Below are 25,412 nucleotides of genomic sequence, written 5' to 3' on the forward strand. Positions count from 1 at the left end.
ATATGGAAAAAATAAAAAGAGAAAAGAAAGACGTGAAAGTTAAGATTTCTACTGGGGTAGAGAAAAAAGCCAAGGTTGTCAAAAAAGTGGCTGAAGTAGCTTCAACCGAAGCAAAAATCTACAATCAGTCAGGTAAAGAAGTCGGAAATGTGAAATTACCAGAAAATATTTTTGGTCTTTCATGGAATGCCGACCTCGTGCATCAGGTTGTTGTCTCAATGTTGTCAGATTCAAGAGTTATTTATGCTCACACGAAAGACAGAGGACAAGTAAGAGGTGGAGGAAAAAAACCATGGAAACAAAAGGGTACAGGAAGAGCAAGACACGGTTCCACGAGGTCACCTATTTGGGTTGGTGGGGGTGTCGCTCACGGTCCAAATGGAAAGAAGAATTATGAGAGAAAAATAAACAGAAAAATGAAAGCGAAAGCTCTTTTCACAATCCTTTCAAGAAAGTGGAGAGATGGAGAGGTATTATTTGTGGACAAATTCGAAATAGCAAAACCAAAGACAACTGAAGCTATTGGAATATTGAAATCTTTGAGTAAAGTTGCAAAAGATATTTTCACAAAGAAAAGAAATAGCGCAATCATTGCAATCTCAGGCAAGAAAGCATCTTTTGAGAAGAGTTTTTCAAATATCGGCAATGTTGTTGTAGATGAATTGAGAAATATCAACCCTATTGATTTGCTAAATACAAAATATCTTGTAATAGAGAATCCAGAAGAGTCGATAAAGTTTATTCAGAGTAAAATGGCCAAAGCCAAATAACTATCATGAAAAACGAAAAAATAGATTATAAGGCTCTTATAAAAAGGCCGAGGATAACTGAGAAATCCGGTATTAAGTCAGAGTCGGAAAATGTTTACACTTTTGAGGTCGCAAACAGGGCCACAAAGCAAGGTATAATAAAAGCGATTAGAGAAATCTACAAGGTTAATCCTGTCAAAGTAAATATCACTATACTTCACGCCAAAGAAGTTTTTGCGAGAGGGAAGTCTGGTATAAAGACAGGAGTCAAAAAAGCGGTCGTCTTTTTTAAAAAGGGAGATAAAATAGCATTTATTTAAAACACTATCATGAAAACATATAGACCATTTACACCGTCAAGAAGACATATGACCACTGTTACATACAGGGGTGTTTTGACCACGGCTACTCCGGAAAAATCTCTTACAAAAGGATTCAAAAGACATGTTGGAAGAAATAATAGAGGGAGGATTACAACAAGACATAAGGGCGCGGGTAATAAAAAGCTTTTCAGAGATATAGACTTTATGTATGATAAGAAAAATATTCCTGCAAAGATTGTCTCTGTAGAATATGATCCTTACAGGACCGGCTTTATCGGTCTCGTAAATTATGCAGATGGGGAAAAGAGATATATTCTCTTGCCAAAGGAAATGACAGTAGGTGATACATTCTCAATATCAGAGACAGCCGAGGTAAAGACAGGAAATAGAATGCCTTTGTCAAAGATTCCGGTTGGAACTTTTGTCTACAATATTGAAATCAAACAGGGTGGAGGTGCAAAACTCTGTAGATCAGCTGGAAACTTCGGTCAAATTGTCGCAAACGACGCTGGATATGCGCATATAAAAATGCCATCAACTGAAATCAGAAAGGTTCCTGAAAATGCATGGGCATGTGTCGGAACAGTTTCAAATGAAGAAAACTGGCTTGTAAATATAGGTAAAGCTGGAAGATCAAGATGGCTTGGTATAAGGCCGACAGTGAGGGGTACCGCACAAAATCCTTGCGACCACCCATACGGTGGAGGAGAAGGTAGGCAAGGTAGAGGTACAAAGAGAGCAAAGACTCGCTGGGGTAAACCAGTCGGAAAGGGTCAGAAGTCAAGAACTCCAAAGAAATACTCGAATTATCTTATTGTTTCGAGAAGGAAAGTGGGGAAAAACAAAGACAGCAAATAAGTTAAAAGTTTGTAAAGTTATAAAGTTGAAAGGATAGAAGAATACAAACACAAAAGGCGGCGCCCTTCGGGCGCCGCTTTTTGTATTTTTTGATTTTCCCCTTGACTTTTTCTTATTTGCAAGTAATGTTGATTTTAGAAGTCTAGGAATGGTTCCTGGATAAGCACAGTGAAAAATAAATAAGGAGAAAAGTTATGATGTCGCAATCGTTTCGTGATCGTCTGTTTCCAAAGCTTCCTTCGATGATTTTGGATTATCCGACTCCGTTCTATGTTTATGACGAAGTCGGCATTCGTGAAGGAATATGTCGGCTCAATAAAGCCTTTAATACGGCAGGAGTTCCTTTTCAGGAATTCTTTGCGGTCAAGGCTTGTCCGAATCCCCGCATTTTGGAAATTTCGCGGGAAGAGGGTGCGGGGTTTGATTGTAGTTCACTTCCGGAAATTACTTTGGCTAAGGCACGTGCCGGTGCCGAAGACCACGATGTGATGTTTACATCAAATAATACATCAGACGAAGAATTCAAGACGGCATTGACGTCTGGTGTGACGATAAACCTTGATGATATTACACTTATCAAGAAGTTAAGCAGGGTAGCACGGTCTATTGGCGAGAGATTTCCAAAGACTATTTGCTTCCGTTACAATCCAGGGCCCGCCCGCGATGGCAATGAAATTATCGGCAAGCCGGAAGAAGCAAAATACGGTGTCGCCGATTGGCAGATTGTACAGGCCTATAAAATGGCGAAAGAATTGGGGGCTGAAAGGTTTGGCCTTCATACAATGATCTGTTCAAATCAGCTTGATTATCGGTATCTCGTGGAAACAGTGGCTATGCTTTTTCAGATAGCTCGACGTCTTCATTCGAGACTCGGTATTAAGTTGAATTTCATAAATATGGGCGGTGGTATTGGTATCCCATATCGACCGGGACAGAAAGAAGTACCCATTGAGAAGATGGCCGAAGAAATCAACGCCTTATTCGATGATTTCGAGCGAGATGTTGGTTATTACCCATCCCTCTATATGGAAAGCGGTCGTTGGGTGACTGGTCCACACGGTGTCTTGGTGACGCAGGTCATCAATCAGAAGCACACCTACAAAGAATTCCGCGGAGTGGATGCTTGCATGTCGTCGCTGATGCGCCCTGGTATTTATGGAGCGTATCATCACATCACGGTGCTCGACAAAAACGGTCGTCCGAAAACCGGTCGTCGGCAAAAGGTGAATGTGGTCGGCTCGCTTTGCGAGAACTGTGATCAATTCGCCAAGGACCGGCTTCTGCCTGTGATGGAAGAAAACGATATATTGGTGATTGAGGATGCCGGTGCCCATGGTATCGCTATGACATATCAATACAATGGTCGCATGCGTCCGCCGGAGTTTCTCCTTCAAGGATATAAGAACAGGATTCGAATGATCGGACGTGCTGAAACCGAAGAAGACCTCTTCGTCAGGTATGTCTGATCGTCGGTTTATTGGCCGAGTGGGACGCAAGTCCCACTCGGCCAATCTTTTTGACAAAATAATAAAAATATGTAGTATGAGGCATGGGAGGTCTTGCCAATGTGGTGAGACTTTGCACATAGAAATAGAAAGGAAAGAAAATATGCAAAAGAGTCGTTTACCTGCCGGAGGCGAAAATGTCTTCCAAAGGATAAAGCGGGTTCGAAGGGAAGCCGAAGAGAAAGGTGTGAAAATCATCAATCTTTCTATCGGTCAACCGACAGGCCCAGCATCCGAAATCGCGCGGAAAGCGGCAGCAGAATGGATTCTGTCCGATCGCCAAGAAGTGCACGAATATCAGGATAATGGTTGTTTGCCATGCTCTGACTTCGCGAAACGTTTTGTGCGGTTCCACATGTCTGCTGGAATTAGTGCTGAGCTTTTGAATCATGCAGAATTCCTGCCGATCCCAGGCATCAAACCGATGCTTCCTCTCATTCCTCTGGCCTGCCGTGCATCGGCTGATCAGAATATGTGGGTGCAGACAATGACGAATCCGGGTTATCCGCCACCAGCTACGTGGGCGAATTCACTCGGTTATCGTCATGTGTCTATCAGGACGCATATCAAGAATCAATTCATCTTCGACGAGCTTGGTCTGCAGATTGTTGATCTCGTCATGATGAATTACCCGCATAATCCAAGCGGGCAGGTCTCCAAGCACGATTGGCTTTGTGAACTATGCGCCTATTGCGAGCGAAATAATATCCGCATCTTCAATGATGCGGCATATGCTCGCTTGGTGTACGGGGAACACTCATGCTTGGCGGAAGTTGCTTGGCAGTTTCCTAATCTTTCGTGGGCGGAAGCGTTTTCTGCTTCGAAGCTCGGGAATCTGACAGGTTGGCGCGTGGGTGCTATGGTCGGCTCGCCGGACTTTATCGGCGATATTCGCACCATCAAAGGTAATGCGGATAGCGGTTTCAACGCCGCTCTTGCTATGGGGGCACTTGCCTTGCTTGAGAATGGAAAGGAAGAGATTGAGGGGCTGAAGCGGATGTATTCCAGTCGCCTCAAACTCCTTTCCAATACTCTGCGAGAACTCGGGATGAAGATTGCCCTTGAGCCACAAGCCGGATTCTTCCTGCTTTGCGAAAGTCCGAAGCATGCCTTTGGGCAGGACGTCGCAAATGCGGAGGAGTTCAACAATCTGATGATCCAAAAAACGGGTGTGATGGGTGTGCCTTTTGACCCCTATATCCGCTACGCGGTTGTCGGAGATGTGGAGAGCGATCTCCGCGAAATCACTCTGGCCTTTGTGGAAGCAAAAGTCAGCTACTGATTGTTCTTTCGTCGGTTTATCGGCTGGCAAAGTGTGTTTGTTTAACACTTTGCCGGCCGATTTTTATTTGCTCGTCCTGTAGTGAAATGAGTCTGCAAATTTCTACTACGGGATTGACTTTTATGATTTTAAATGTAATATCAGAAATGGAACCGAAGTGTTTCGGTATTGAACAATAGAAAATAAAGAGGTGTTTGATGAATGCAGAAGCGATATCGTGTATTGTCTTTGCGGCAAATAGTATTTTGCCTCGGGCGTGTAAGCTCGATGGAAGGGACAGGAAGGGTGGATATCTATGTGTAGCTGAACCAGACGGCAAAATCGTCCTAGTCATGCTTATCGGCGAAGTGCCAGACCTTGAAAAAGCAAATCTTTTCAAGACTTTCTGCCAAGAGAAAGCTACACGGCTAGCACAAAATCCGGAGCATATCTCAAGCTGGCAGACGAGGGACGTTGAGAAGAAACAATACGGCGGGGCTGTGCGAACTGGTAAAGGATATATCTACTCCTTTTCAGGCTTTACCGAAGAGGTGGATGAATCGTTTTCCGCGCGCGTCGCTTTCCAGAACTGGGACGATATGAGCATTGAACACCGAACAAAGATTGCTGGGATAAGTGGGAATAGGTATCTCATCGAAATTCATCAACTCCCTAAAAACCTTTGATATCGGTATTCCGGAGAAAGTAGTTTGTCTTTTGGAATCTTGGCGCGCCCGCTTTTGGGGCGCGCTTTTTTTATGTCTTGCATTTTTTATAAAAACCTGTAATATACTAATCACAAAGGCTAAAGACAGCAGGTTCCCACAAAGTGGGTAGAAACCCTGCCGAGGCTTGCCCGACAACTTGCATTAGCTAGTGGCGGGTCAACTCTATTGTTAGAGGCCTTTAATAAGGTCGATTTTTTTATTTAGAAAAACAAAAATTCGGATGCCAATTACAAAAGCACAAAAGAAAGAATTGATAGATAATATTTCAAAGGCTATCAAAGGCTCAAAGTCAATCGTCTTTGCAAACTTCCGTCATTTGGTTGTTGCGGACGATATGGCGATGAGAAGAGCTTTGAGAAAAGAGGGGGTTGGATATTTGGTTGTCAAAAAGACTTTAGCAAAGATTGCTTTGAAAGATGCCGGAATCACTGGCACAATGCCGGAATTCACAGGGGAGCTTGCTATGGTTTATGGGGATGATCTTACAGCTCCGGCAAGAGAGTTTTATGTTTTCCAAAAGAAATACAAAGACAACGTAAAAATTGTCGGAGGTGTTTTTGAAGGAAGATATATGAGTGTTGAAGAAATGACAGCTATCGCTGCTATCCCTTCACAAAAGACTCTTTATGCTCAGTTCGTCAATCTTATCAATTCACCAATTCAGAGATTTGTCGTCTCTCTTAGTGAAATCGCTAAGAAAAAGACAGCTTAATTTATTAATTAACTAAAATACAAAAATGGAAGAAAACAAAGTAGTTGTTCCTGCAAAGTTTGAAAAACTTGTTGCAGAAATAGAAAAAATGTCAGTGTTGGATCTTCATGAGCTTGTAAAGACTCTTGAAGCAAAGTTTGGAGTTTCAGCAGCCGCTGTAGCCGTAGCAGGCCCAGCCGCAGGTCCAGCAGCCGCAGCAGAAGAAAAATCATCATTCAAAGTTGAGCTTACAAGTGCAGGTACACAGAAGATTGCTGTTATCAAAGCCGTTAAAGAAGCCCTTGGTCTTGGTTTGAAAGAAGCCAAAGACTTGGTAGACGGTGCACCTTCAGTCTTGAAAGAAGAGATGAAGAAAGAGGAAGCGGAAGCTTTAAAGAAGAAGGTTGAGGAAGCCGGTGGAAAGGTCACATTGAAATAATAAAAGAAAAAACCCGCATTTGCGGGTTTTTTCTTTTATTATTTCAATGTGATCCCGCCTCAATCTAGGCCGAGTGCGTGTGCGAATAGCACATCCCTTATAGGCGAAGCACGAGGTTGTATGACCTTTGAGGCTGGGATTTCTGCACAAGAACCCTCCTTTTCTTATATTCTCTTTTATGTATAATACTTAAATAAGGATATATACATATGGATGCTCTAAACATATTATTTGGCGGACAGACGAAGGTTCGAATGATGAGACTTTTTATTTTCAATGCAGAAAATGATTTTGATATTACCGATATATCTCTAAAATTAAAGATCTCTATAAGAGAGACAAAAAATGAATTAGAGATTTTATTAAAGGCCAATCTTATAATAAAAAAGAACTTCGTAAAGATTATAGAGAAGGTGTCTAGGGGTAAGAGAATAGAAGTTAAACAGAAAACACATGGTTTTGTATTAAACCAAGATTTTCCATATCTTTCCTCTCTTAAACAGCTTCTTTTAAATACAAAGACTTTTGGGGGTGAAGAAATAATTCGCAGACTATCAAAGGCGGGCAAGCTTAAATTTGTTTTAATTTCAGGTATCTTTATTCAAAATCCAGATAGCAGAGTAGATATTATGGTAGTGGGTGACAGAATTAAGAGACCAATTATAGATAGAGCTATTAAAGCCATAGAGATTGAACTTGGTAAGGAATTAAACTATGCTTATTTTGAGGTTGTAGATTTCAAATATCGCACAGAAATGAACGACAAATTAGTCAGAGATATACTAGATTTTCCTCATCAGGTACTTTTGGACAAGTTGTCCGTCTAATATTTGAGCCGTATTTATAATAACTTTATCCACAACCTATCCTTTGGTGGGGTTTGTATTAAAATCTAAAGTGATATAATTATAGGGTAAATAAGGTCGTTGTTAACCCTTAGAAAAGGGTTTCAGCTTTATCAGGTTTTAGTAGTTTAATAGTAATTAAATAAAAAATAAATATGATAGCTACATGGGGTGATGTTTTGTCTGCTTCATTAAAGAGTGTATGGCTCGGCATTGCCGACTTTATACCAACTTTCTTAGCTGCAGTTATAATCGTAATCATTGGTTGGATAATCGGTGCAATACTTTGCAAACTTGTTTCTCAGTTGATCAAGCTTGCCAAGGTAGATAATGCTTTAAGAGCCGCAGGATTTGAGAAAGTCGTTGAAAGAGCTGGTTTTAAGCTAGATTCTGGAGCTTTCTTGGGTGCTTTAGTAAAATGGTTCTTTGTTATCGTCTTCTTGGTAGCTGCATTTGACGTTCTTAAATTGGAACAGGTTACAGCTTTCTTAAAGGATGTTGTCCTTGGCTATTTGCCACAGGTTATTGTTGCTGTTCTTATAGTATTGGTTGCTGCAATTGTTGCAGAAGCTATGCAGAAAGTTGTTGTTGGTACAGCAAAAGCTGCTAGCGTTAAATCAGCACACTTGGCTGGAAATATAACAAAATGGGCAATCTGGATTTTTGCAATTCTTGCTGCAGTAATGCAACTCGGAATCGCAGTTTCATTCATTAACACTTTATTTACAGGTATAATTATCGCTATTTCTCTCGCTCTTGGTTTGGCATTTGGTCTTGGAGGTCAAGACGCAGCCGCTAGATATATTGAGAAGATAAAGGGTGATATAGCAGATAGGGGATAATTTAGATTTTTACAATCTAAAAGTAGGAAAAGGTGTTTGTCTTCTAGACCGACACCTTTTCTTTATTATTTTCTCTTGTTGACTTAGAAAACAGGAGTATAATTGAACTAGGATTATTAGAGCTGCATTATCCGACTAAATATTTTTTCAGGGAGTCTAACTTTTGGTGCACCTTGGTGTATCATCGAGGACACCCACCTAGATTTTTCTAGGGTAATGCAGATTCAAATAATCCTATCAGAGGATCCGCCTATACTAGGCGGATTTTCTTTTACTGATATAATATTACAGTCGTGACCAATAACAAATATTTATATATTTCACTTGTAGTGGCTGTCGTCTTTTGTATTTTGCACTATCTTGGAATAGAATACCATCTGTATTTTACTTACAAATGGTTTGACATACCGATGCATCTTCTTGGTGGTTTTTGGCTTTCGCTTCTCGGTCTATGGGTTTCATTTAGGTTTGGCCATATAGATTCAATTATTAGGTATAAATCAAAGTCTTTTGTAATTGCTATTATATCTGCATTTGTTATAGGTATTGCTTGGGAATCTTTTGAACTTCTTGCAGGTATTACGTCTGTAAATACCCCGGAATACTTTAAAGATTTCTGTAATGATGTCTCCAGCACTTTTATGGGCGGTGTTATAGCATATCTATATTTTATAAAAAGGAGAAGTTGTCCCAATGATATGATCTGTGAGTTAGGGATAAATAGAAAATTATAAATTTAATTATTAAATATAGATGAGAGTTATATTTTATGGAGGTACAGGTTCGGTCACTGGCGCGAATTTCTTAGTTGAGAATTCTGGACCGGCAGGGGATATTAAATTTGCGGTGGATTGCGGTATGATGCAGGGCTCAAGGATTGCCGAAAGTTTCAATCGTGATCCATTCCCATACGATCCTTCCGAGCTAGAGTTTCTTTTGGTCACTCATGCACATATAGACCATATCGGCAGGATCCCCAAGCTTGTAAAAGATGGTTTTGCCGGCAAGATTATAAGCACTCCAGAGACGAGAGATATCGCCGAGCTTCTGCTACAAGACACACTCGGGATTATCGAGCACGAATCTAGAAAAGACGGTGTACTACCGATGTTTGAACAGAAAGATATTGAAAAAGCGATGTCTCTCTGGCAACCGCTCAAATATCATACAGATTTTCCATTAAACAACGATCTGACGATTTATCTCCGCGACTCTGGCCACATACTCGGCTCGGCAATGATAGAAATACGAAATGCGAAAGGTAAAATTGTTTTTACTGGTGATCTTGGCAATTCTCCCTCGCTTTTATTGAATGATACAGAGTCGATAACAGATGCAAATTATATTGTTATGGAAAGTGTTTACGGCGACAGGAATCATGAGCCGAAGGAGTTGAGAAGAGCAAAACTGAAGGAGATTATCTTAGATACTATAAAAAATAAAAGGACTTTGATTATCCCAGCCTTTTCTCTTGAAAGAAGTCAGATGATTCTTTATGAAATGAACGAATTTTTTGAAAAGGATGGCGTGCCACAGATTCCTGTTTTCCTAGATTCACCACTTGCAAGCAAGATTACAAAAGTTTATGAAAGATATTCTGGAAGTTTGAAGCAGTCTGTGCAAGATGAGATGAGAGCGGGGGATGATGTATTCAGATTTCCTCGTCTCAAGTTCACTGTGATGGCAGATGAATCACAGAGGATAGAAATGACGCCAAATCCGAAAATAATCATTGCTGGTTCAGGAATGTCGAATGGCGGGCGAGTGATACATCATGAAAAAGACCATGTCGGTGATCCAAACGCCATGATACTTCTCGTTGGCTATCAATCGGTAGGAACGCTCGGCAGACAGCTTCAAGATGGTGCAAAGGAAGTAGAGATTTATGGAAAAAAGCTTCCTGTGCGGGCAGAAATAGACACTATTGCCGGGTATTCTTCACATAAAGATTCCGATGGTTTGACGGCTTTTGTGGAAAAGGCAAACGAAAGTGGTGCTCTTAAGCAAGTTTTCGTGGTGATGGGCGAGCCGAAATCCTCACTTTTCCTCGTCCAGCGTCTCCGCGATGAGCTTGATGTAAAAGCCCTCAATCCGGAATATAGACAGAGTTTTGAATTGGAGGTGTAAGAATAGTTTAAAGTTTGTAAAGTTATAAAGTCTGAAAACCAGAAGTAAAAGGCGGCCCGCGAAGCGGGCCGCCTTTTCACTTTATAAACTTTATAACTTTCTACTTTGGTCTTATTTAGCCTTTGCAATTATTCTCTTGAAAGTCTCAGGATTTTCATTTGCAAGCAAGGCAAGGATTTTTCTATCTATTTCTATCTTTGCTTTTGTCATTGCACCGATGAATTTGCTGTATGTTGAACCATGTTCTCTCAAGATGGCGTTGATTCTGACATTCCATAATCTTCTGAAATCGCCCTTTTTATCTCTTCTGTGGTTGTATGCATTTGCTCCGGCGTGCATTATGGCTTCAATAGCAGCAGCTTCTTTATTTCTTCTATTCAAACGGAAGCCCTTTGTCATTCTAAGGACATTCTTTCTTGTCTTTGTCTTTATTACACCTCTTTTTACTCTTGTCATGGTATTTTATAATTTAATTAGTTCTATTTTAGAATCTTCCTGCCAAAAACCTTCTCTTTGCTCTTGTTTTAAAATGTATCAAAACCGACCTCTTCTTTTTTTGGCCGACACTTCCGGAATTTTTTGCATTGAAGTGGTTTTGACCGGCTTTTCTACCGATAATCTTGCCGTTCTTTGTCACTTTCAACCTCTTTATAAATGATTTATTTGTTTTCATATTTGTGTTTTTTATACTAAATACTTATACTTTCTTACTCACTCTCTCTATCACTGTCGTTAACCCTTTTGGACCTTTTGTTACTGGTTCAGCGATTTTGTATTCTTCTGTTATTAGCTTTAGCATTCTTTCCATCCTTTCTCTCAAAAATTTCTGGTCTAAATACTTTGCTCTACCCGCAAGAAAAAGATTAAGCTTCACTCTATGACCTTCTTTTAGCCATTCCGAAGCTTTGCCGGCTTTGAGGAGGAGATCGTGCTCATCCGTGCCTATCTTTACCTGGACGCTTTTAATCTCGATATTTTGAATCTTTGATTTAGCTTCCTTTAGTTTCTTTTTCTCGGAATACTGAAATTTACCATAATCCATTATTTTTGCAACTGGGGGAACGGCATTTGGTGATATTTCTATCAAATCCAAATTCATCTCCTGTGCTTTCATCAAAGCCTCTTTCATGGAAAGTACACCTAGATTCTGACCGTCATCTGTGATAACCCTAAGCTCGGGTGCTTTTATTTGATGATTTATTCTTGCCCTTATATTCAATTTATTTAAAATAATAGCTTATGAGGCCTATTTATAGCATATTTTCGTTTTTATGGCAACACATCACATCTACCAAAAGGTAGCAAATCGTACCGAGAATAAAGCCCGCTAAGACATCACTCGGCCAGTGAACCCAGAGGAAAATCCTGCTTAGGGCGACGGAGGTAAAAAGGATTGTCGAAGCAGTTATGAAAAGCCATTTCAAGAGATTGTTTTTTATAAGCGGAGCGAAGATAAAAAGTGCGGAAAGCAAGAAGACTGCCGATATTGTGGCATGCCCGCTTGGGAAACTATAATCTCTGAGCTTTAGCAGTCCACCGGTCGGCCTTGTTCTTTCAAAAAAAGTTTTTAATTCGGGAGGCAATATTGAACAGAGAATTGTTGCGATAGTGAAAATATAAAAAGGGACGGCCTTTCTTTTTATAATCAATATTATGGCGAATATTAGGAAGAGGACAAAAGAATAACGTGGATTACCGACTTTTGTAATAGCGAGCATTGTCGTATCAAGAGCGGGGAAGCGGAGATTGTCGAAGTAGCTTATGATATTGTGGTCGATATTTATGAGCTGTGGATTTTTTGTAGCTACAAGCCAGCCGATTATAAGAAAGATAGCTATTAGGACTATAAGAAATATAATTTTCCCTCTTTGCATTGCTATATTTTAGCATATTTGCGTGAAAAGATGATATTATGTTAATACATTAATAATAATTAAAAGATATATGAATAAAGAAGAAAAAGATTTGGAAATGGACTTTTGCGACAGTATTTATGGTTGTGCAGAAAAGGCGACGATTGGAGATGGAGTAGAAGAATTTGAAGCAGAAGCGTATCATGGTGGAAAGATAAAAACAGTTAGATTGTCTGACTATAGAGACAAATGGGTAATCCTCTTTTTCTATCCGGCCGACTTTACTTTCGTCTGTCCGACAGAGCTTGAAGAGATGGCGTCATTCTATGACAAGTTTAAGAAAATGAATACCGAAGTGCTTTCTGTCAGTGTAGATACGGTATATGTTCATAAAGCGTGGCACGATACAAGTGAAGCCATAAAAAAAGTCAATTTCCCAATGCTCGCCGACCCGACGCACTCCCTATGCGAATATTTCGGAACATATATCAGAGGAGAAGGAATTTCTCTGCGAGGCACTTTCGTCATCAATCCAAAAGGCATTTTGAAAATGATAGAAATAAATGATAACTCCATCGGTAGGTCAACCAAAGAGCTTTACAGGAAATTGCAAGCAGCACAATTTGTCGAAAAGCACGGCGACAAAGTCTGCCCTGCAAGCTGGGAACCAGGAGACGACACTTTGACTCCAGGTTTGGATTTGGTTGGGAAGATATAGGAGACAAAAACTCGCCATTGACAGAATAACACTATTATGCTAGGATTAAAGCGGATAGGAGGGCTGATTTCTAGTTTTTCAATGTTGGCAGGATGGAACCCATTTGCATGGTGCAAGTGGGTTGCTACTGCCAATCAAAGGAGGCAATTATGTTTAGGAATCAAGCAGGGAGTCTTTGCGCCGATGCAGAGGCAATTGCGCAAAGAATCAAGCAAGCGTCAGACGATGAAGTTGAAGCGATGGGGAAGCGGCAAGCAATATTGCGCGACGCACTCAATAGCTTCAATCGGAGGTTGCAAGACCTACCCGAACGCGAACGCAATGCGGCGCTTAGTCTGCTGTATAAAGAGATTGTGGACATCGTTTTTGATTTCCACCTCTCCATTGAGGCGAGTGCATTACATGCCAAGATCAAAAAGGCAACGACACACGCAGAAAAGGTAGAAGCCTTGTTCGAATTACGAGGTACATTCCAAGACTTGGCGATGCTCTACGGCATCAAGTAAGCACCCAAAAGGGCTGTCGCAAGACAGCCCTTTTTTATTGATTTCACTATGGTGGAGATGGTGGGAATTGAACCCACGTGCAAAAGATAGTTCCCAGCGCTTCTACAAAGTTTAGTCATTTTAGTACCACCTTGCGATGGATTTAAGTTTGCAAACTATAAAATAACAAAACATTTGCAAACCGATTCTCTATTTTCGTCGTGAGGCGAGAAAACTCACGATATAGTCTGAAAATATAACACCTCAATCTGCCTATCAGATATCGGCAGGTGAGACGTCGCTTAGGCTAAAGCGTAAGCGAAAGTAAGATCCTTGGCTCCAAAAAATGGAGACACAATGGACGCTACTTTTGATGTAATGTTTTTAGCAGTTACATTTCCTTGGTAGATTTAAGAGTTCACAAGGTTGCTCTACTTTGCGCGAGAGAGAACGGACCAATTGTCTAGGCCGATCATCCCCAAAATTTGTGTGGCAAATTTTGTCCCGAGTTTTTATCGAGGGACTAAAACTTACTACTATTCCTCTTTCAATGTTCTTCGTATCTCGCGATCTGTTTCGCGTTTCTTGATACTTTCGCGTTTGTCCATGGTCTTTTTACCACGCGCGATTCCAAGCTCTATCTTGAGCTTCTTACCCATATTATACACCGAAAGGGGTGCAATTGTCAAACCCTTTTTCTGCTCTGTATTCGCAAGCTCAGCTATCTCTTTTTTGGTCAAAAGCAGTTTGCGATTTCTGCGAGGGTCATAATCCTCCTTAACATTCTTGGGTTGAAGGGGAGTGATACCAGCGCCGATGAGAAATGCTTCGCCACCACGCACCACGACGTATGCTCCATCGAGAGTCATCTGCCCTGCTTTTATCGCTTTGACCTCAAAACCGAACAACTCAATGCCCGCCGTGAGTCTTTCAAGGATTTCATAATTAAAATAGACTTTTCTATTTTCGGCGAATTTGGCGGTCATGCGTTTATAGTATCAAAATTTGTGGTTTTTGAGAAATAAAAAAAAGAGCCCCAACACCAACTCGCGTTGAATATCGGGGACTCTATCATCTCTTAGAAATTTGGCTTTTGCCACAGATATCCGAGAGATTTCCAGCGGGCATCCGAGTTCCTACTCGGACGCCGTTGTATTTCGTACGAGAAGTATGTATAACCATCTTCAGTGTACGATTCGAGAATAAGTATTTTGCTGTCGCATCTAATGTATTCAGCAAAACCTTTGCATCGGTGCTCCCAACTTGCGATAACATCGTATGTCTCAGGTCCACCAACCCAACTACCGTCTAAATATACGGTCGTGGAACTAGTTCTGATCAGACGAAAGTTATAACCACTTGGAAACAACTTTTCTCTATGCGTTACTAACCAGTATTTTAATTTCCTAACACCACTTTTGATGTGCATTGTGTTCTCCATATTTACCACGACGTTGTGCCGCGGATTTAGGAGAACTCATCCTTTCTTTCATTCTCACATCGCTGTGAAAAGAGGGAGGATGTTGAGCTCTTTCTGCCACTGTACCCTGTAATTAGCAGATTGTTGCTTCCAAGTGAAGTACGCTCTCTATTTGCAATGGTAGCATATTACACTAGAAAAGTCAAGTATCAAAATTCACAATAAAAAAACGCGTTCATCCTCCCACGGGGGAGAATGAACGCGCGTTGCGGTAGTGCTCAATAACTGTCATCAACAAACAAAGCACAACCCACGATTGCTATCAGAACACTAATAACTCCCCAGACCGCAAACAAGACGTTGTGTGGTGCCAAGGAAATCCCCCAGGGGACAGTGATTGATGTCGATTTGTCGCCATGATGGGTCAAGGTTTCCCGCAACTTCATAAGAACATTACTTTTCTCCAACGGGGTTGCTGTATCCTTGATGCTCTGTAACTCGACCAATGAGTCCTTCATATTTTTATAGAAGAACCCGAGATCTTGACTGGGGGTGTCCCACAAGACAGAGGTGTTGCCATTGGTGAGATTGTTGTATTCCAGATACTTCACAACGATTTCCATCTCTTGCTTTGCCAAGCCGATGGAGTTAGCGTTCGCCGCCCTCCCCATATGACCACCACAGTTGATACCGAAGGTGACACCACGGACGATTATCACCACGAGAAACACTAATGCGATCAAAACTAACACTACTCCGGTGAACTTTTTCATTTTCTATTCCTTTGTTATAGAACTCTTTCGTCTCATTTCACTTCTTCACACGAAGGGTGAAAGACTCAATTGCTATCAATCCTAGCATACTTCATTCAGAAAGTCAAGTATCAAAATTCACAATAAAAAAACGCGTTCATCCTCCCACGGGGGAGAATGAACGCGCGCGTTTCAGAGATTTACTCCTTACGCTTTGGGAGCCGGCGCCACTGTGGCGGGCTTCACTTCGGTGTCGAGCTTGAGTCCTTTCCCGACCAGTTGGGCGAGTAGGACATTTACGAGGGTGCCATCACCGCCCGTTGCTGCTCCACCACCACTGACCATAATCTGCGGGACCAGCTGAATATGATTTTCAGCCAAGTACTTCGCGACTTGAACCATCGCGTAGTTGTCGGACTCCATCGATTTGATCTTCATCTCGATGACGTTCGCCTCGGCAGTACCGATCGCTTTGATCTTGCCACCTTCGGCATCACCCACGAGTTTCAACACATTGGCATCAGCCTGGGCGTTGACCTCCTTGGATTTTGCAGCACCTTCTGCTGTTTTGATTGCAGCATCGGCGGTGAATTTGGCAATTTCCACCGAACGTTCCGCAGTCACGACGCTTGCTTGCGTATCGGCCTGAGCAGTTGCCTGCTGCAGTTTCTTTCGGGCATTCTGGGCCACTTCTTGCGTTGCAAAGGTGACCTGTTCTTGCTCGGCGATTTTCCGATCCGTCAGCGTCTTCATGAGCTCATCCGGGGGAGTGATGTCACCGATGAGGGTGTCCACCGCCACCACGTTGTAGTCTTGAAGTGCCGCCGAAATGCGATTCTTCGCATCCCTTTGACGACCTTCGCGACCCTTTAGGAAATCGATCACATCAGATCCCTGCGCCGCGTTACGGAAGTAATTTCCGATTGTCGGCTCGAGGACTTGGGTTACCAGATTGGCCACATTGCCGAAACGCGCGATGACCTTTGGAGCCTCCGTGCGTGGAATGTGAATGATCTGGCTCACGTCCAAGTTGAACGTGAATCCGTCTTGTGAACGGACCGTGATCGTGCAGAGCTTCTCGTCGAGTTTGTGTGATTCGGTCTTTCCGGTTGCCCAATTCAAAACGACATTGGCCGTCGGCACACATTCCACCTTGTGGGTGTAGGGATTGACCGGGTATTTGCCTGGATCGAGTGGTTCAACCCAGACGCCCTTCTCTCCCTTCTTGACGAGATTGCCATGCTTGAAGCTATCCCCCGTCACGTCAACGCCGGGTTCACCGACATATGCGATCACCACACCTGCGTGCGCGATCGGGACGATGGTCATGTCCACCACTTCAACCGTTGCGAAGCGCGGGTTGATATAGTAGCGACCTGCCAGAAGTACTTGCTCTTGGAGACCTCGGAAACCACCGCCCTCGATGAATTTCTCGCCGTCTTGGAATCGGTTATGACCCCCAATTTCCTTACCAGCAATTTCGCCGGTTTTGAGCGGTTGGCCGTCCTTCGTTGTGACAATGCCGACTTTGTTATCGGCAATTTCCATCGCTCTCTCGGCTTTCACCGAGAAGAACCCCACGTTAATGCGGTATGTTCCTGGAGGAATGACCGCAATTTGTGGACCACGTTGGCCACCAGCTCCCAGGAACTTTTTGACGTCTTGGAATGAATCGCATTCCACAAATTTGCCGAGTACGCGGCCGCCCGAAAGGGCTTTACCACCACGTGCTTCGACGACACCAATAGTTCCTTCAGGAATTGTCACGAACTTCGTCGTTTGAATCTCGTATTGCCATGGCCAAAACAAGAAATGAATGCCAGGGGCAAGTGTTTCGGCTTGCAACCCAGCTTCTCCGTGCAGAGCGACAACTTCGCCGTCCGGCAGGGTCTTGAATTCTCCAAACAACACGAATTTCTTGTTGACGATGCCGATGGAATCATCAGGGATGATGATCACACCGAATATTCGTAACACCAATTTCCAGCACAGGACCACCACGACCATAACTACAGCCATGATAATCCATGCCAAGGTACCACCACTTATCGACATACTCATTCTGCTAACCTACCTTTCTTCTTTTGTTATGGATACACAGGGATTTTACCCCGCCTCCTACTATAAAGACGACCCACAGGGCCGCCTTCTCTGCAAAGGAGACTAGCATATTTCATATAAGAAGTCAAGGGGTTTTTGAATATCCTTTATTTTATGTTGTACTTATGTTATTCTTTTAGAACTATGGATAATCTTAAAAACAAGCCGAAAAGACCGATGTCGCCAAGGGGGAGGATGCCGAAAATACCGGGTTTCAATAAGGGGCCAATGTCTGTGTTCAATAAAATATTAAATGCTATTTTGATTTTGATTGTTATTTCCACTCTCTACTCTTTTATATTTACTGGCAGTTCAAAAAATGAGCAGATTTCTATTTCACAACTTGCAGGAGATGTTTCGGCTGGGCTTGTACAGAAAATCCAAGTGAATGGCGAAGATCTTTTGATAACCTACACCTCTACAAGTACATCAACGAGCACAAAGGCAATAACAAAAGAATCCAAAAAAGAAGACGGGATTGCTCTAACAGAAACTTTTGCAAATTATAAAGTGCCGACAGACAAGCTAGCGAAAGTAAATATTGATATCGGCAGTAGCACGGGCTTTACATATTGGTTTATAAATCTCGCGCCATTTCTTATTCCGCTTATTTTGATCGGTGTATTTATCTGGATGCTTACAAGGCAAGTGAAAGGTGCTGGAATGCAAGCAATGTCTTTCGGTCAGTCAAAAGCGAGAATTATTTTGCCGAGCGATAAAAAGCAGAGAGTAACTTTTGCAGATGTTGCCGGTGCCAAAGAGGCAAAAGAAGAGCTAAAAGAGGTTGTAGATTTTTTGAAAAATCCTAAAAAATTCTTGGATATCGGTGCCAAAATTCCAAAAGGTATTTTGCTTATGGGCGCGCCGGGGACAGGAAAGACTTTGCTTGCAAGAGCTGTAGCAGGTGAAGCAGGTGTAGCATTTTTCTCAATATCGGGTTCGGAATTCGTGGAAATGTTTGTGGGTGTGGGGGCTTCTCGCGTTAGAGATTTATTTCGTATGGCAAAGGCTTCAGCTCCGGCCATTATTTTCGTAGACGAAATAGATGCGGTGGGAAGAGTGAGGGGCGCTGGGATGGGTGGGGGCAATGATGAAAGAGAGCAAACCCTAAACCAGATTCTTGTAGAGATGGACGGCTTTGAACAAAATCAAAAAGTTATCGTGATGGCGGCGACAAATAGGCCGGATGTTTTGGATCCAGCACTTCTCCGCCCTGGGAGATTTGACAGACGAGTGGTGATAGATTTGCCGGATAGGAATGATAGAGAAGCAATCTTATTTGTTCACGCAAAGGAAAAACCACTTGCTGAAGATGTAAATTTGAGGACGATAGCAGAAAGAACCCCAGGATTTTCCGGAGCAGATTTGCAGTCGCTTATGAATGAAGGGGCGATACTCGCCGCGCGCGAAAGCAGGCAGAAAGTTTCCCAATTTGACCTTATCCGATCAATAGAAAAAGTTATGATGGGTCCGGAGAGGAAAAGCCATTTGCTTTCAAAGAAAGAAAAAGAAATCACGGCGTATCACGAAGCTGGCCATGCGCTTGTCTCTTCCGTCTTGCCTTATGCCGATCCTGTGCACAAGATTTCTATAATTTCTCGTGGAAGAGCGGCGGGCTACACACTACATTTGCCATTTGAAGACAGAAAATTACAGTCGAAGAAAGAATTTCTGGATGATATTGCTGTTGCGCTTGGTGGATATGTCACGGAGAAGATGATTTTCAACGATCTTACGACAGGCCCGTCAAATGATTTACAAGTTTCTACGGCTCTTGCAAGAGATATGGTCACAAAATACGGAATGTCGGAGAAAATGGGACCAGTGGCTCTTGAAGGTGAGGGAGGAAGGGCGCTCTTTAGCAGAGGAGTGGGCGACAAAGAATATTCTGATAAGGTAAATGCTGAGATAGATAAAGAAGTTTCAGAAATAATGGATAGCAATATGAAGCGCGCCGAGCAGATTATCAAAGATCATAGGAAAGCACTGGACGCGATAGCGAAGAAACTTATTGAGACGGAGACAATAGAGAGAGTCGAGTTTGAAAAGCTTCTTGTTGCAAATGGTATCACTCCAAAAAAGAAGGAGGATATCGAGCATCAGGGGTAATTATTATTAGTTTTAATTATATTAAGATGTTTGGATTAGAAAAATTATTTGGAAAAAGTCAGAATACTGCTGTTGAGACAGCGGAGAAATCGCCAGTCGGCATCGGATATGAGATAAGAGACGGAAAATTTGTATGGTGGTTCAAATTTGATGATGGCTCAGCAGGTGAAAAAGAAGTTGAGGAAGATTTTCCTCTAGCCAAAACTACAGAAGAAAATGAAGCAAATATCAAAAGTTTCGAAAGTGACAAATTGGCACAGTATGAAGCCCTTAAGGGGGAGGAAGAGTAAATAGATGGAAAAAGAGGGGGTTTCGCTTCGCGAAACCCCCTCTTCTCTGTCATCCTCGCGATTTATCCCGCGATGATTCTTATCATTTTGCGGGAATGCGTGGATCCAGAGCTATGTACTATGAGGGACTCGGTCACGAGTTTTTCTCTCGCCGTCGCTCGATAAAACTCTCGACCCCGACTCACAAGATTTTTTGCTAAAAATCTTTGGCTCCGTCTTTCGAATCCCTACGAAAAAGCAAGACATTGCTTTTTCTCAGCGCGCACAATAAAAACCGCATTCGCGGTGTTTATTGTGCGCGCTGAGGGACTCGAACCCCCGACCAATCGAGTATAAGTCGATCGCTCTACCAACTGAGCTAAGCGCGCATTTATATTGATCTGTTTGGCATAATATCTCAAAAATCTCTTTTTCGCAATGAGACTTCAATAATAAAAAAGAGGGCAGGGATTTCGCGAAGCGCAAACCCCGCCCACTATATTTCAACCCCACACACGAAGCTCTGGTGGTGCATTTGGCCTTCTCTGTCCAGGGAAAAGGCTTTTTTGCTCCGCTATTTCTTCTGCAGACTTTTTCCTCCTTTTGGTTGGATCATCATCACCATGTACTTGAAGTACTGGTGTATGGTGCCATTTCTTCTTGCCCGTCAGTGAACTCCCAGCTTTTTCTGTATCATTCATAAATCCTCCCTTGTACTTTCCTTATCTATTTTACTCTGCAATTGTCTTTTTTCAAAATCTTAAATCCTTGCAATTTTTTCTGGGGGGGGGGGTAAAATTAAAGGGTTATTAAAATAATAATAGAAATATGGCAGAGAGAATAAAATTAAATGTAAATTGTTACTCAGACGTCATCAATCAGGGTAGTAGCTTACTTTCCGAAAGATTGGTAGAGAAGGCAAAAAGGGAGGGGAGAGAATTAACCCAAAATGAAATAGACGATCAAGTTAAAGATTGTTTGGTAAACGGTTTCCAAGATGATGCTTATCATGTGGCAAAACTCGGTGCGTCAGAAGGTGTTGTGAGAGAGATGATTACCTATTTTGAAAAGAACGGATGGCAAGAAGGAGCCGATGCAGCCAGAGAGTTTATTTTAAAAGAAGATACTGTTAAAGAATAATTAAAAGAGTGGCCAACACCATAGCCTACTCAAAATGAATCTCGTCCGCCTTACGGCTGGTGAGTTTTGTTTTTATGAGAGGGAATTTGGAGAGATTTTCGTCTTGCTCGAGGAGGTAAGAGGCTTCGGCGCGGGCGGCCTCTACCATTTTGAGATTGCGGATGGCTTCCATGCCGATGTCGGAGATGCCCCATTGCTTATTGCCGGAAAGGCCGCCCGCGCCCCGGAGTTTCAGGTCGTATTCGGCGAGTTCAAAACCATTTTTGGCGGTGGTCAGTGCACGCAGTCTTTCTATCGTCTTATCGGATTTTGTTTCTGCAAAAACATAACAATATGCTTGATGATTGCTTCTCACTACGCGTCCGCGAAGCTGGTGAAGCTGAGCGAGTCCAAAACGCTCCGCTCCTTCAATGATTATGATAGTGGCATTTGGAACATTGACTCCGACTTCCACGACAGAAGTGGCACAGAGGATGCGGATTTTTCCATCGGAAAAATCCGCCATTATTTTGTCTTTTTCTTTCGGCGTCATCTTGCTATGCAAAATCCCGATTTCATATTCAGGAAAGATATCTTTTTTTAGACGCTTGGCTTCTTCTTTTACGGATTTTGCTTGCACCGCAGCTTCTTTTGCCGGATCCGGCTCATCTATGCGCGGGCAAATCACATAAAGCTGTCTGCCGGCCTGCATTTCCGCACGGATTTTTTCATAAATTTCCTTTCTTTTCCCCGGCAAAACGATTTCTGTGATTATTGGTTTCCTTCCCGTCGGCATTTGGTCTAGCAGGGTCAAATCCAAGTCGCCATAAATCGTAAGTGCAAGTGTGCGGGGGATAGGAGTCGCGGTCATGCTAAGCAAATGTGGAGCGATCCTATCTTTCTTTACAAGTTTTTGTCTTTGGGCCGTGCCAAAGCGATGTTGTTCATCTATCACAGCAAAAGCGAGGTGTTTAAACTTCACTGTCTTTTGTATCAGCGAATGCGTGCCGATAACTATCGGAATTTCGCCGTTTGCCACCCATTTCAAAAGTTGCGTGCGAGAAATATCCGTCCAACCTTTTGGATTTACTTTTGACGGGAATTTTTTACATCCCGAGCCGGTGATGAGCCCCACACTTATTCCCATATGATAAAAATATTTTATAAATGATTCAAAATGTTGCTTGGCGAGTATCTCTGTCGGTGCCATATAAGCCACCTGCAAAGTGCCAAAATTTTGTCCCGCAGGACGCGTAGTAACCACCGCAAATGCCCCCGCAGCCGCTACCGCTGTCTTACCCGACCCCACATCTCCCTCAAGAAGGCGGGCCATTGCGTGGCCTTTGGCGAAGTCCTGGGAGATGTCTTTAATTGCCTTTATTTGGGCAACCGTCGCTGTAAATGGGAACCTTTTTACAAACTCGTCTATATGAGCGGTAGGGGTTTTGATGAGAAAGGCGGGCTCTTTTTGCCACTCTAGGCGGGCTTTAAGGCGCTCAAGCTGTATGAAAAAGACTTCCTCAAAAGCAAAGCGTTTTCTGGCAGAAACAGCGTGGTCTTGTTTTTGCGGAGTATGAATCCAGACAAGCGCGGTTTTCAAAGTCGGCAGATTGTAAGTATTCAAGACATATTCCGGAATCGGATCTTCCAATGTGTCCAAGATTCCTGCGGAAAAGATTTTCTGAATTGTATGATAAAACCAATTTGAAGTGACACCTCGGCTTTCTGGATAAACGGGATAAAGTGAATGAGCTTCTCCGGCCTCTCCAAACAGAGAGTCGCCAACTCCGATAGGAAGTTTGACCACTTGTTCGATTTTTGGATTGCTCATATAAAGCTCTCCTTTTCTGTCAGAAACTTTCCCGTCGGCTCGGACAAACATTTCTTCATGAAGCATTTTTGCAATATAGGGCTGATGAAACCACACCGCTTTTATTTTCCCGCTTTCATCTTCAATCCAAGCTTCGGACATTGGGATTTTTGAACGGAAACCCTTACTGGTCTTGAGTCCAGAAACTTTTCCGAAAATTGTGGCAGAATCACTGGCAACAAGCGAACCGATATTTCTTTTCTCTGAAGTATCGCCATAGCGAACAGGGAAATGATATAGCAAATCGCCCACGGTCTTTAGCCCTAGCTTTTTTAATGCGATTTTCTGCGATTCAACAAGTCTAAAATTGCCTTCAAGCGGGGTCTCTAAAGTCATTTAGTTATTTTAACACAAAAAAAGTGGCCGAGTTTTTCGCGAAAGCGAAAAACTCGGCACACACAGTCACTTAACCACCCACCTGAACACTTTGTTGCTCATTTGTCCTGACCGTTACTGCCATACATTTTCCTTTGCAGGGCATTTTACGAACAGGGCAGTGCATCCAACGTCGCTGAATCAGCAGGAATTGGCAATCTTCGCTGTGATCGCAATCATCTGCCATATCGCACACTTTTTCTTCAAACTCCTTTCTTCTTTGTGCGAAAGCCACAGCACCACCATTTGCGATGAAATGGTCGATCAACCATTCTGGATGTTCGAACAGATCTTGGTCTGTGCAGTTGTGTTCCACCCTTGTCATATGTCTGTTTACATGGCAGGTCAAAGCTATTCGTATCTGCTCTTCCATATATTTTTCATGATCAAGCGGAGCTACCGGCAACGGTTTCGTACGTTTCATAGGTACCCCTTCCTTTTCTATTTTAGATTCTACTATAAAGGAGTTTTCTTTGCTATAATAATAGTGTTAATAATTTAATTTTATACTATGATCACACTAACACTCACAGAAATAATTATCAGAGTTGCGATAGCTGTCGGGCTTGGAGCATTGCTTGGGCTTGAAAGGACTTTGGCGGGAAAGACTGCTGGTATGCGCACCTACTCGATGGTTTCGCTTGGCTCGGCAATCTTTGTAATTGTATCCCAAATAATTCTCTCACCGATTCAAAATCTGGCTTTATCAAACCCACTGCTTATGGCGTCGGCAATTGTCACTGGTATTGGTTTTATCGGAGCCGGCCTCGTGATTTTTCAGGATCATAAAATAGTGGGACTTACTACAGCTGCGGGGCTTTGGGTATCAGCGGGTGTGGGTATCGCTTCCGGATATGGCTTGTTTCAGCTTTCTTTAGTAGCAATAGTTGCGGCGATCGTGATTTTTACAGTTTTGTGGTTTATAGAGAATCTTTTGAAAAGACTTTCATATAATAATGAAAAAGAAAATTAATTAGAAACAGAAAGAGGGGCGCCTTCGGCGCCCCTCTTTCTGTTTTTATCTAGCCTTTTCTTTCTCTTCTTTTTCTCAGACTCATAAGAGCGAGCAGTAACAAAAATAGTAGCAAAGAAGCCATTAGTTTTCCTATTATTCCACCTGCAAGCATAAAGACCGGCTCTTCAAAGAAGTCTATTTTTAATCTCGGTAGATTTATTATCATTCGCATTGCTTCATCAAGTGGAAAGGATTCTTTTTGTCCAACGACAAGTACATACTTGCCCTCATTTTTTTCTGAAGTTATTTCTATGAGATATTCGCCTTCTTTTAGATAGGTGGAATTTTCTGGTCCTTGCAAATAGAAATCTCCGGCGAACTCCTCATAATAACTTTCCCATGTGGATCTTTTACCATTTAGAAAAGTTTTTATATCGCTGTCTGGCGAATTGAGTTTGAAGACTCTGGCGGAAATATCAACACCGGCATTTATATTGTCTGGGACAAGAAGACTTAGATAAAGAATGCTGGCTTTATCGAGTTTTACTTTATAATATTCCGGCTGATTTTTTAATATTCCATAAAATGCTTGAGAAATATCCGGATTACTTATTACAATAGGTGAATCGTGGCTGTTTATAAAATCCCAGACTAAGCGAGGCTGATGGGCTGAAGCGGTGTTTCCCGCAAAGAGAAAACCGACAAATATTCCGTATAAGACAAGTTTTTTGTTCATGGATATATTATATCAAATAAACTAGAATAATGAACAATAATATGCTAATCTAATTCTGACAATTAAATAATTTTTGGAGACGTGTCAGAGTGGTCTAATGTACTTCTTTGCTAAAGAAGTGGGGTCTAAACGCCCCCGTGGGTTCGAATCCCACCGTCTCCGCCAATTTTCACTTTTTGTGAAATCGTAAGAAACAGCCTCGGCGCAAAGCGCCTCGGCATGGTATTTTTCCGCAATTTTGAAGGCATTTTTGAAATCCAAAACCAAAGTGCGGTCGGCAATG

At 42.3% G+C, this 25,412-nt stretch carries 29 protein-coding genes, 2 tRNA genes and 1 other RNA gene; 19 read left to right on the top strand and 13 right to left on the bottom strand.

All coding sequences use genetic code 11. From position 1 onward, the window contains the following. The first annotated feature begins 2 nt into the window (after nucleotides 1-2). From rplD to WC631_03665, 12 genes are all read left to right on the top strand, one after another. The gene (gene rplD / locus WC631_03610) at nucleotides 3-770 is read left to right on the top strand and encodes a 50S ribosomal protein L4 (GenBank protein ID MFA6227530.1); all 768 of its coding nucleotides are present in this window, start codon (nucleotides 3-5) and stop codon (nucleotides 768-770) included. Between the two features lie 5 nt (nucleotides 771-775). Further along, on the top strand, nucleotides 776-1,069 hold the full coding sequence (gene rplW / locus WC631_03615) for a 50S ribosomal protein L23 (GenBank protein ID MFA6227531.1): 294 nt from the start codon (nucleotides 776-778) through the stop codon (nucleotides 1,067-1,069). Between the two features lie 9 nt (nucleotides 1,070-1,078). Then, nucleotides 1,079-1,930, top strand: coding sequence for a 50S ribosomal protein L2 (gene rplB / locus WC631_03620; protein MFA6227532.1), 852 nt, complete (start codon nucleotides 1,079-1,081; stop codon nucleotides 1,928-1,930). A 194-nt stretch (nucleotides 1,931-2,124) separates the two neighbouring features. Further along, on the top strand, nucleotides 2,125-3,396 hold the full coding sequence (gene lysA, locus WC631_03625) for a diaminopimelate decarboxylase (protein ID MFA6227533.1): 1,272 nt from the start codon (nucleotides 2,125-2,127) through the stop codon (nucleotides 3,394-3,396). Between the two features lie 142 nt (nucleotides 3,397-3,538). After that, nucleotides 3,539-4,717, top strand: coding sequence for an aminotransferase class I/II-fold pyridoxal phosphate-dependent enzyme (locus WC631_03630; protein ID MFA6227534.1), 1,179 nt, complete (start codon nucleotides 3,539-3,541; stop codon nucleotides 4,715-4,717). Nucleotides 4,718-4,914: 197 nt separating this feature from the next. Then, nucleotides 4,915-5,382, top strand: a complete 468-nt coding sequence (locus WC631_03635; protein MFA6227535.1) for a hypothetical protein — start codon at nucleotides 4,915-4,917, stop codon at nucleotides 5,380-5,382. A 262-nt stretch (nucleotides 5,383-5,644) separates the two neighbouring features. After that, nucleotides 5,645-6,136 carry a 50S ribosomal protein L10 gene (rplJ, locus tag WC631_03640; protein MFA6227536.1) on the top strand — a complete coding sequence of 164 codons (492 nt, stop codon included), beginning with the start codon at nucleotides 5,645-5,647 and terminating at the stop codon, nucleotides 6,134-6,136. A gap of 25 nt (nucleotides 6,137-6,161) precedes the next feature. Beyond that, nucleotides 6,162-6,554 (top strand): 50S ribosomal protein L7/L12, encoded by a 393-nt coding sequence (gene rplL, locus WC631_03645; GenBank protein MFA6227537.1) that lies wholly within the window; start codon nucleotides 6,162-6,164, stop codon nucleotides 6,552-6,554. Nucleotides 6,555-6,763: 209 nt separating this feature from the next. Then, nucleotides 6,764-7,381 carry a hypothetical protein gene (locus WC631_03650; GenBank protein MFA6227538.1) on the top strand — a complete coding sequence of 206 codons (618 nt, stop codon included), beginning with the start codon at nucleotides 6,764-6,766 and terminating at the stop codon, nucleotides 7,379-7,381. Between the two features lie 173 nt (nucleotides 7,382-7,554). Then, a complete protein-coding gene (locus tag WC631_03655; GenBank protein ID MFA6227539.1) occupies nucleotides 7,555-8,241 on the top strand; it encodes a hypothetical protein in 687 nt (228 codons plus the stop codon). A 293-nt stretch (nucleotides 8,242-8,534) separates the two neighbouring features. Further along, nucleotides 8,535-8,975: a hypothetical protein gene (locus tag WC631_03660; GenBank protein ID MFA6227540.1), complete on the top strand. Its 441-nt coding sequence runs from the start codon at nucleotides 8,535-8,537 to the stop codon at nucleotides 8,973-8,975. Nucleotides 8,976-8,994: 19 nt separating this feature from the next. Next, nucleotides 8,995-10,368, top strand: a complete 1,374-nt coding sequence (locus tag WC631_03665) for an MBL fold metallo-hydrolase (GenBank protein MFA6227541.1) — start codon at nucleotides 8,995-8,997, stop codon at nucleotides 10,366-10,368. A 111-nt stretch (nucleotides 10,369-10,479) separates the two neighbouring features. On the opposite strand, the gene rplT is transcribed toward WC631_03665, so the two are convergent. From rplT to WC631_03685, 4 genes are read right to left on the bottom strand one after another with little or no spacing between them, the layout of a single operon-like run. After that, a complete protein-coding gene (rplT, locus tag WC631_03670; GenBank protein ID MFA6227542.1) occupies nucleotides 10,480-10,824 on the bottom strand; it encodes a 50S ribosomal protein L20 in 345 nt (114 codons plus the stop codon). 28 nt (nucleotides 10,825-10,852) lie between these two features. Then, nucleotides 10,853-11,041, bottom strand: a complete 189-nt coding sequence (locus tag WC631_03675) for a 50S ribosomal protein L35 (protein MFA6227543.1) — start codon at nucleotides 11,039-11,041, stop codon at nucleotides 10,853-10,855. A 24-nt stretch (nucleotides 11,042-11,065) separates the two neighbouring features. Then, nucleotides 11,066-11,587 (bottom strand): translation initiation factor IF-3, encoded by a 522-nt coding sequence (gene infC, locus WC631_03680; GenBank protein ID MFA6227544.1) that lies wholly within the window; start codon nucleotides 11,585-11,587, stop codon nucleotides 11,066-11,068. Between the two features lie 31 nt (nucleotides 11,588-11,618). Continuing rightward, nucleotides 11,619-12,242 (bottom strand): phosphatase PAP2 family protein, encoded by a 624-nt coding sequence (locus WC631_03685; protein ID MFA6227545.1) that lies wholly within the window; start codon nucleotides 12,240-12,242, stop codon nucleotides 11,619-11,621. Nucleotides 12,243-12,339: 97 nt separating this feature from the next. On the opposite strand from WC631_03685, the gene WC631_03690 reads away from it, so the two are divergent. Together WC631_03690 and WC631_03695 are read left to right on the top strand one after the other, a co-directional pair. Continuing rightward, nucleotides 12,340-12,939, top strand: a complete 600-nt coding sequence (locus tag WC631_03690) for a redoxin domain-containing protein (protein MFA6227546.1) — start codon at nucleotides 12,340-12,342, stop codon at nucleotides 12,937-12,939. A 149-nt stretch (nucleotides 12,940-13,088) separates the two neighbouring features. Next, on the top strand, nucleotides 13,089-13,445 hold the full coding sequence (locus WC631_03695; GenBank protein ID MFA6227547.1) for a hypothetical protein: 357 nt from the start codon (nucleotides 13,089-13,091) through the stop codon (nucleotides 13,443-13,445). A 49-nt stretch (nucleotides 13,446-13,494) separates the two neighbouring features. Here the strand turns inward: WC631_03695 and ssrA are convergent. The 4 genes from ssrA to WC631_03715 form a co-directional block, all read right to left on the bottom strand. Next, nucleotides 13,495-13,904: a transfer-messenger RNA gene (gene ssrA / locus WC631_03700) on the bottom strand. A 56-nt stretch (nucleotides 13,905-13,960) separates the two neighbouring features. Further along, nucleotides 13,961-14,410 carry an SsrA-binding protein SmpB gene (smpB, locus tag WC631_03705; protein MFA6227548.1) on the bottom strand — a complete coding sequence of 150 codons (450 nt, stop codon included), beginning with the start codon at nucleotides 14,408-14,410 and terminating at the stop codon, nucleotides 13,961-13,963. Nucleotides 14,411-15,122: 712 nt separating this feature from the next. Further along, nucleotides 15,123-15,617 carry a hypothetical protein gene (locus WC631_03710; GenBank protein ID MFA6227549.1) on the bottom strand — a complete coding sequence of 165 codons (495 nt, stop codon included), beginning with the start codon at nucleotides 15,615-15,617 and terminating at the stop codon, nucleotides 15,123-15,125. Between the two features lie 186 nt (nucleotides 15,618-15,803). Next, the gene (locus WC631_03715; protein MFA6227550.1) at nucleotides 15,804-17,651 is read right to left on the bottom strand and encodes an SPFH domain-containing protein; all 1,848 of its coding nucleotides are present in this window, start codon (nucleotides 17,649-17,651) and stop codon (nucleotides 15,804-15,806) included. 189 nt (nucleotides 17,652-17,840) lie between these two features. Here WC631_03715 and ftsH point away from each other — a divergent pair, with 189 nt between their 5' ends. Both ftsH and WC631_03725 read left to right on the top strand, forming a co-directional pair. Next, a complete protein-coding gene (gene ftsH, locus WC631_03720; GenBank protein ID MFA6227551.1) occupies nucleotides 17,841-19,805 on the top strand; it encodes an ATP-dependent zinc metalloprotease FtsH in 1,965 nt (654 codons plus the stop codon). 26 nt (nucleotides 19,806-19,831) lie between these two features. Then, the gene (locus WC631_03725) at nucleotides 19,832-20,095 is read left to right on the top strand and encodes a hypothetical protein (protein MFA6227552.1); all 264 of its coding nucleotides are present in this window, start codon (nucleotides 19,832-19,834) and stop codon (nucleotides 20,093-20,095) included. Nucleotides 20,096-20,390: 295 nt separating this feature from the next. Here the strand turns inward: WC631_03725 and WC631_03730 are convergent. Both WC631_03730 and WC631_03735 read right to left on the bottom strand, forming a co-directional pair. After that, nucleotides 20,391-20,463: transfer RNA gene (locus WC631_03730), tRNA-Ile, on the bottom strand. Nucleotides 20,464-20,577: 114 nt separating this feature from the next. After that, nucleotides 20,578-20,775, bottom strand: coding sequence for a hypothetical protein (locus WC631_03735; GenBank protein ID MFA6227553.1), 198 nt, complete (start codon nucleotides 20,773-20,775; stop codon nucleotides 20,578-20,580). Between the two features lie 127 nt (nucleotides 20,776-20,902). Here WC631_03735 and WC631_03740 point away from each other — a divergent pair, with 127 nt between their 5' ends. Next, entirely contained in the window at nucleotides 20,903-21,214 is a 312-nt protein-coding gene (locus WC631_03740) for a hypothetical protein (protein ID MFA6227554.1), read from the top strand. Between the two features lie 25 nt (nucleotides 21,215-21,239). Here the strand turns inward: WC631_03740 and recG are convergent, their stop codons facing one another. Next, entirely contained in the window at nucleotides 21,240-23,399 is a 2,160-nt protein-coding gene (gene recG / locus WC631_03745) for an ATP-dependent DNA helicase RecG (GenBank protein MFA6227555.1), read from the bottom strand. A gap of 70 nt (nucleotides 23,400-23,469) precedes the next feature. Further along, on the bottom strand, nucleotides 23,470-23,862 hold the full coding sequence (locus tag WC631_03750; GenBank protein MFA6227556.1) for a hypothetical protein: 393 nt from the start codon (nucleotides 23,860-23,862) through the stop codon (nucleotides 23,470-23,472). Between the two features lie 87 nt (nucleotides 23,863-23,949). On the opposite strand from WC631_03750, the gene WC631_03755 reads away from it, so the two are divergent. Next, a complete protein-coding gene (locus tag WC631_03755) occupies nucleotides 23,950-24,411 on the top strand; it encodes an MgtC/SapB family protein (GenBank protein MFA6227557.1) in 462 nt (153 codons plus the stop codon). 49 nt (nucleotides 24,412-24,460) lie between these two features. Here WC631_03755 and WC631_03760 read toward each other — a convergent pair whose 3' ends face one another. Beyond that, a complete protein-coding gene (locus WC631_03760; GenBank protein MFA6227558.1) occupies nucleotides 24,461-25,129 on the bottom strand; it encodes a hypothetical protein in 669 nt (222 codons plus the stop codon). 75 nt (nucleotides 25,130-25,204) lie between these two features. Between WC631_03760 and WC631_03765 the strand changes: the two genes are divergently transcribed. Then, nucleotides 25,205-25,294 (top strand) — tRNA-Ser (locus WC631_03765). Nucleotides 25,295-25,412: the final 118 nt, after the last annotated feature.

This window comes from Candidatus Paceibacterota bacterium (assembly GCA_041663045.1).
Classification (GTDB): domain Bacteria; phylum Patescibacteriota; class Minisyncoccia; order Phycocordibacterales; family GWA1-40-21; genus Bog-1340.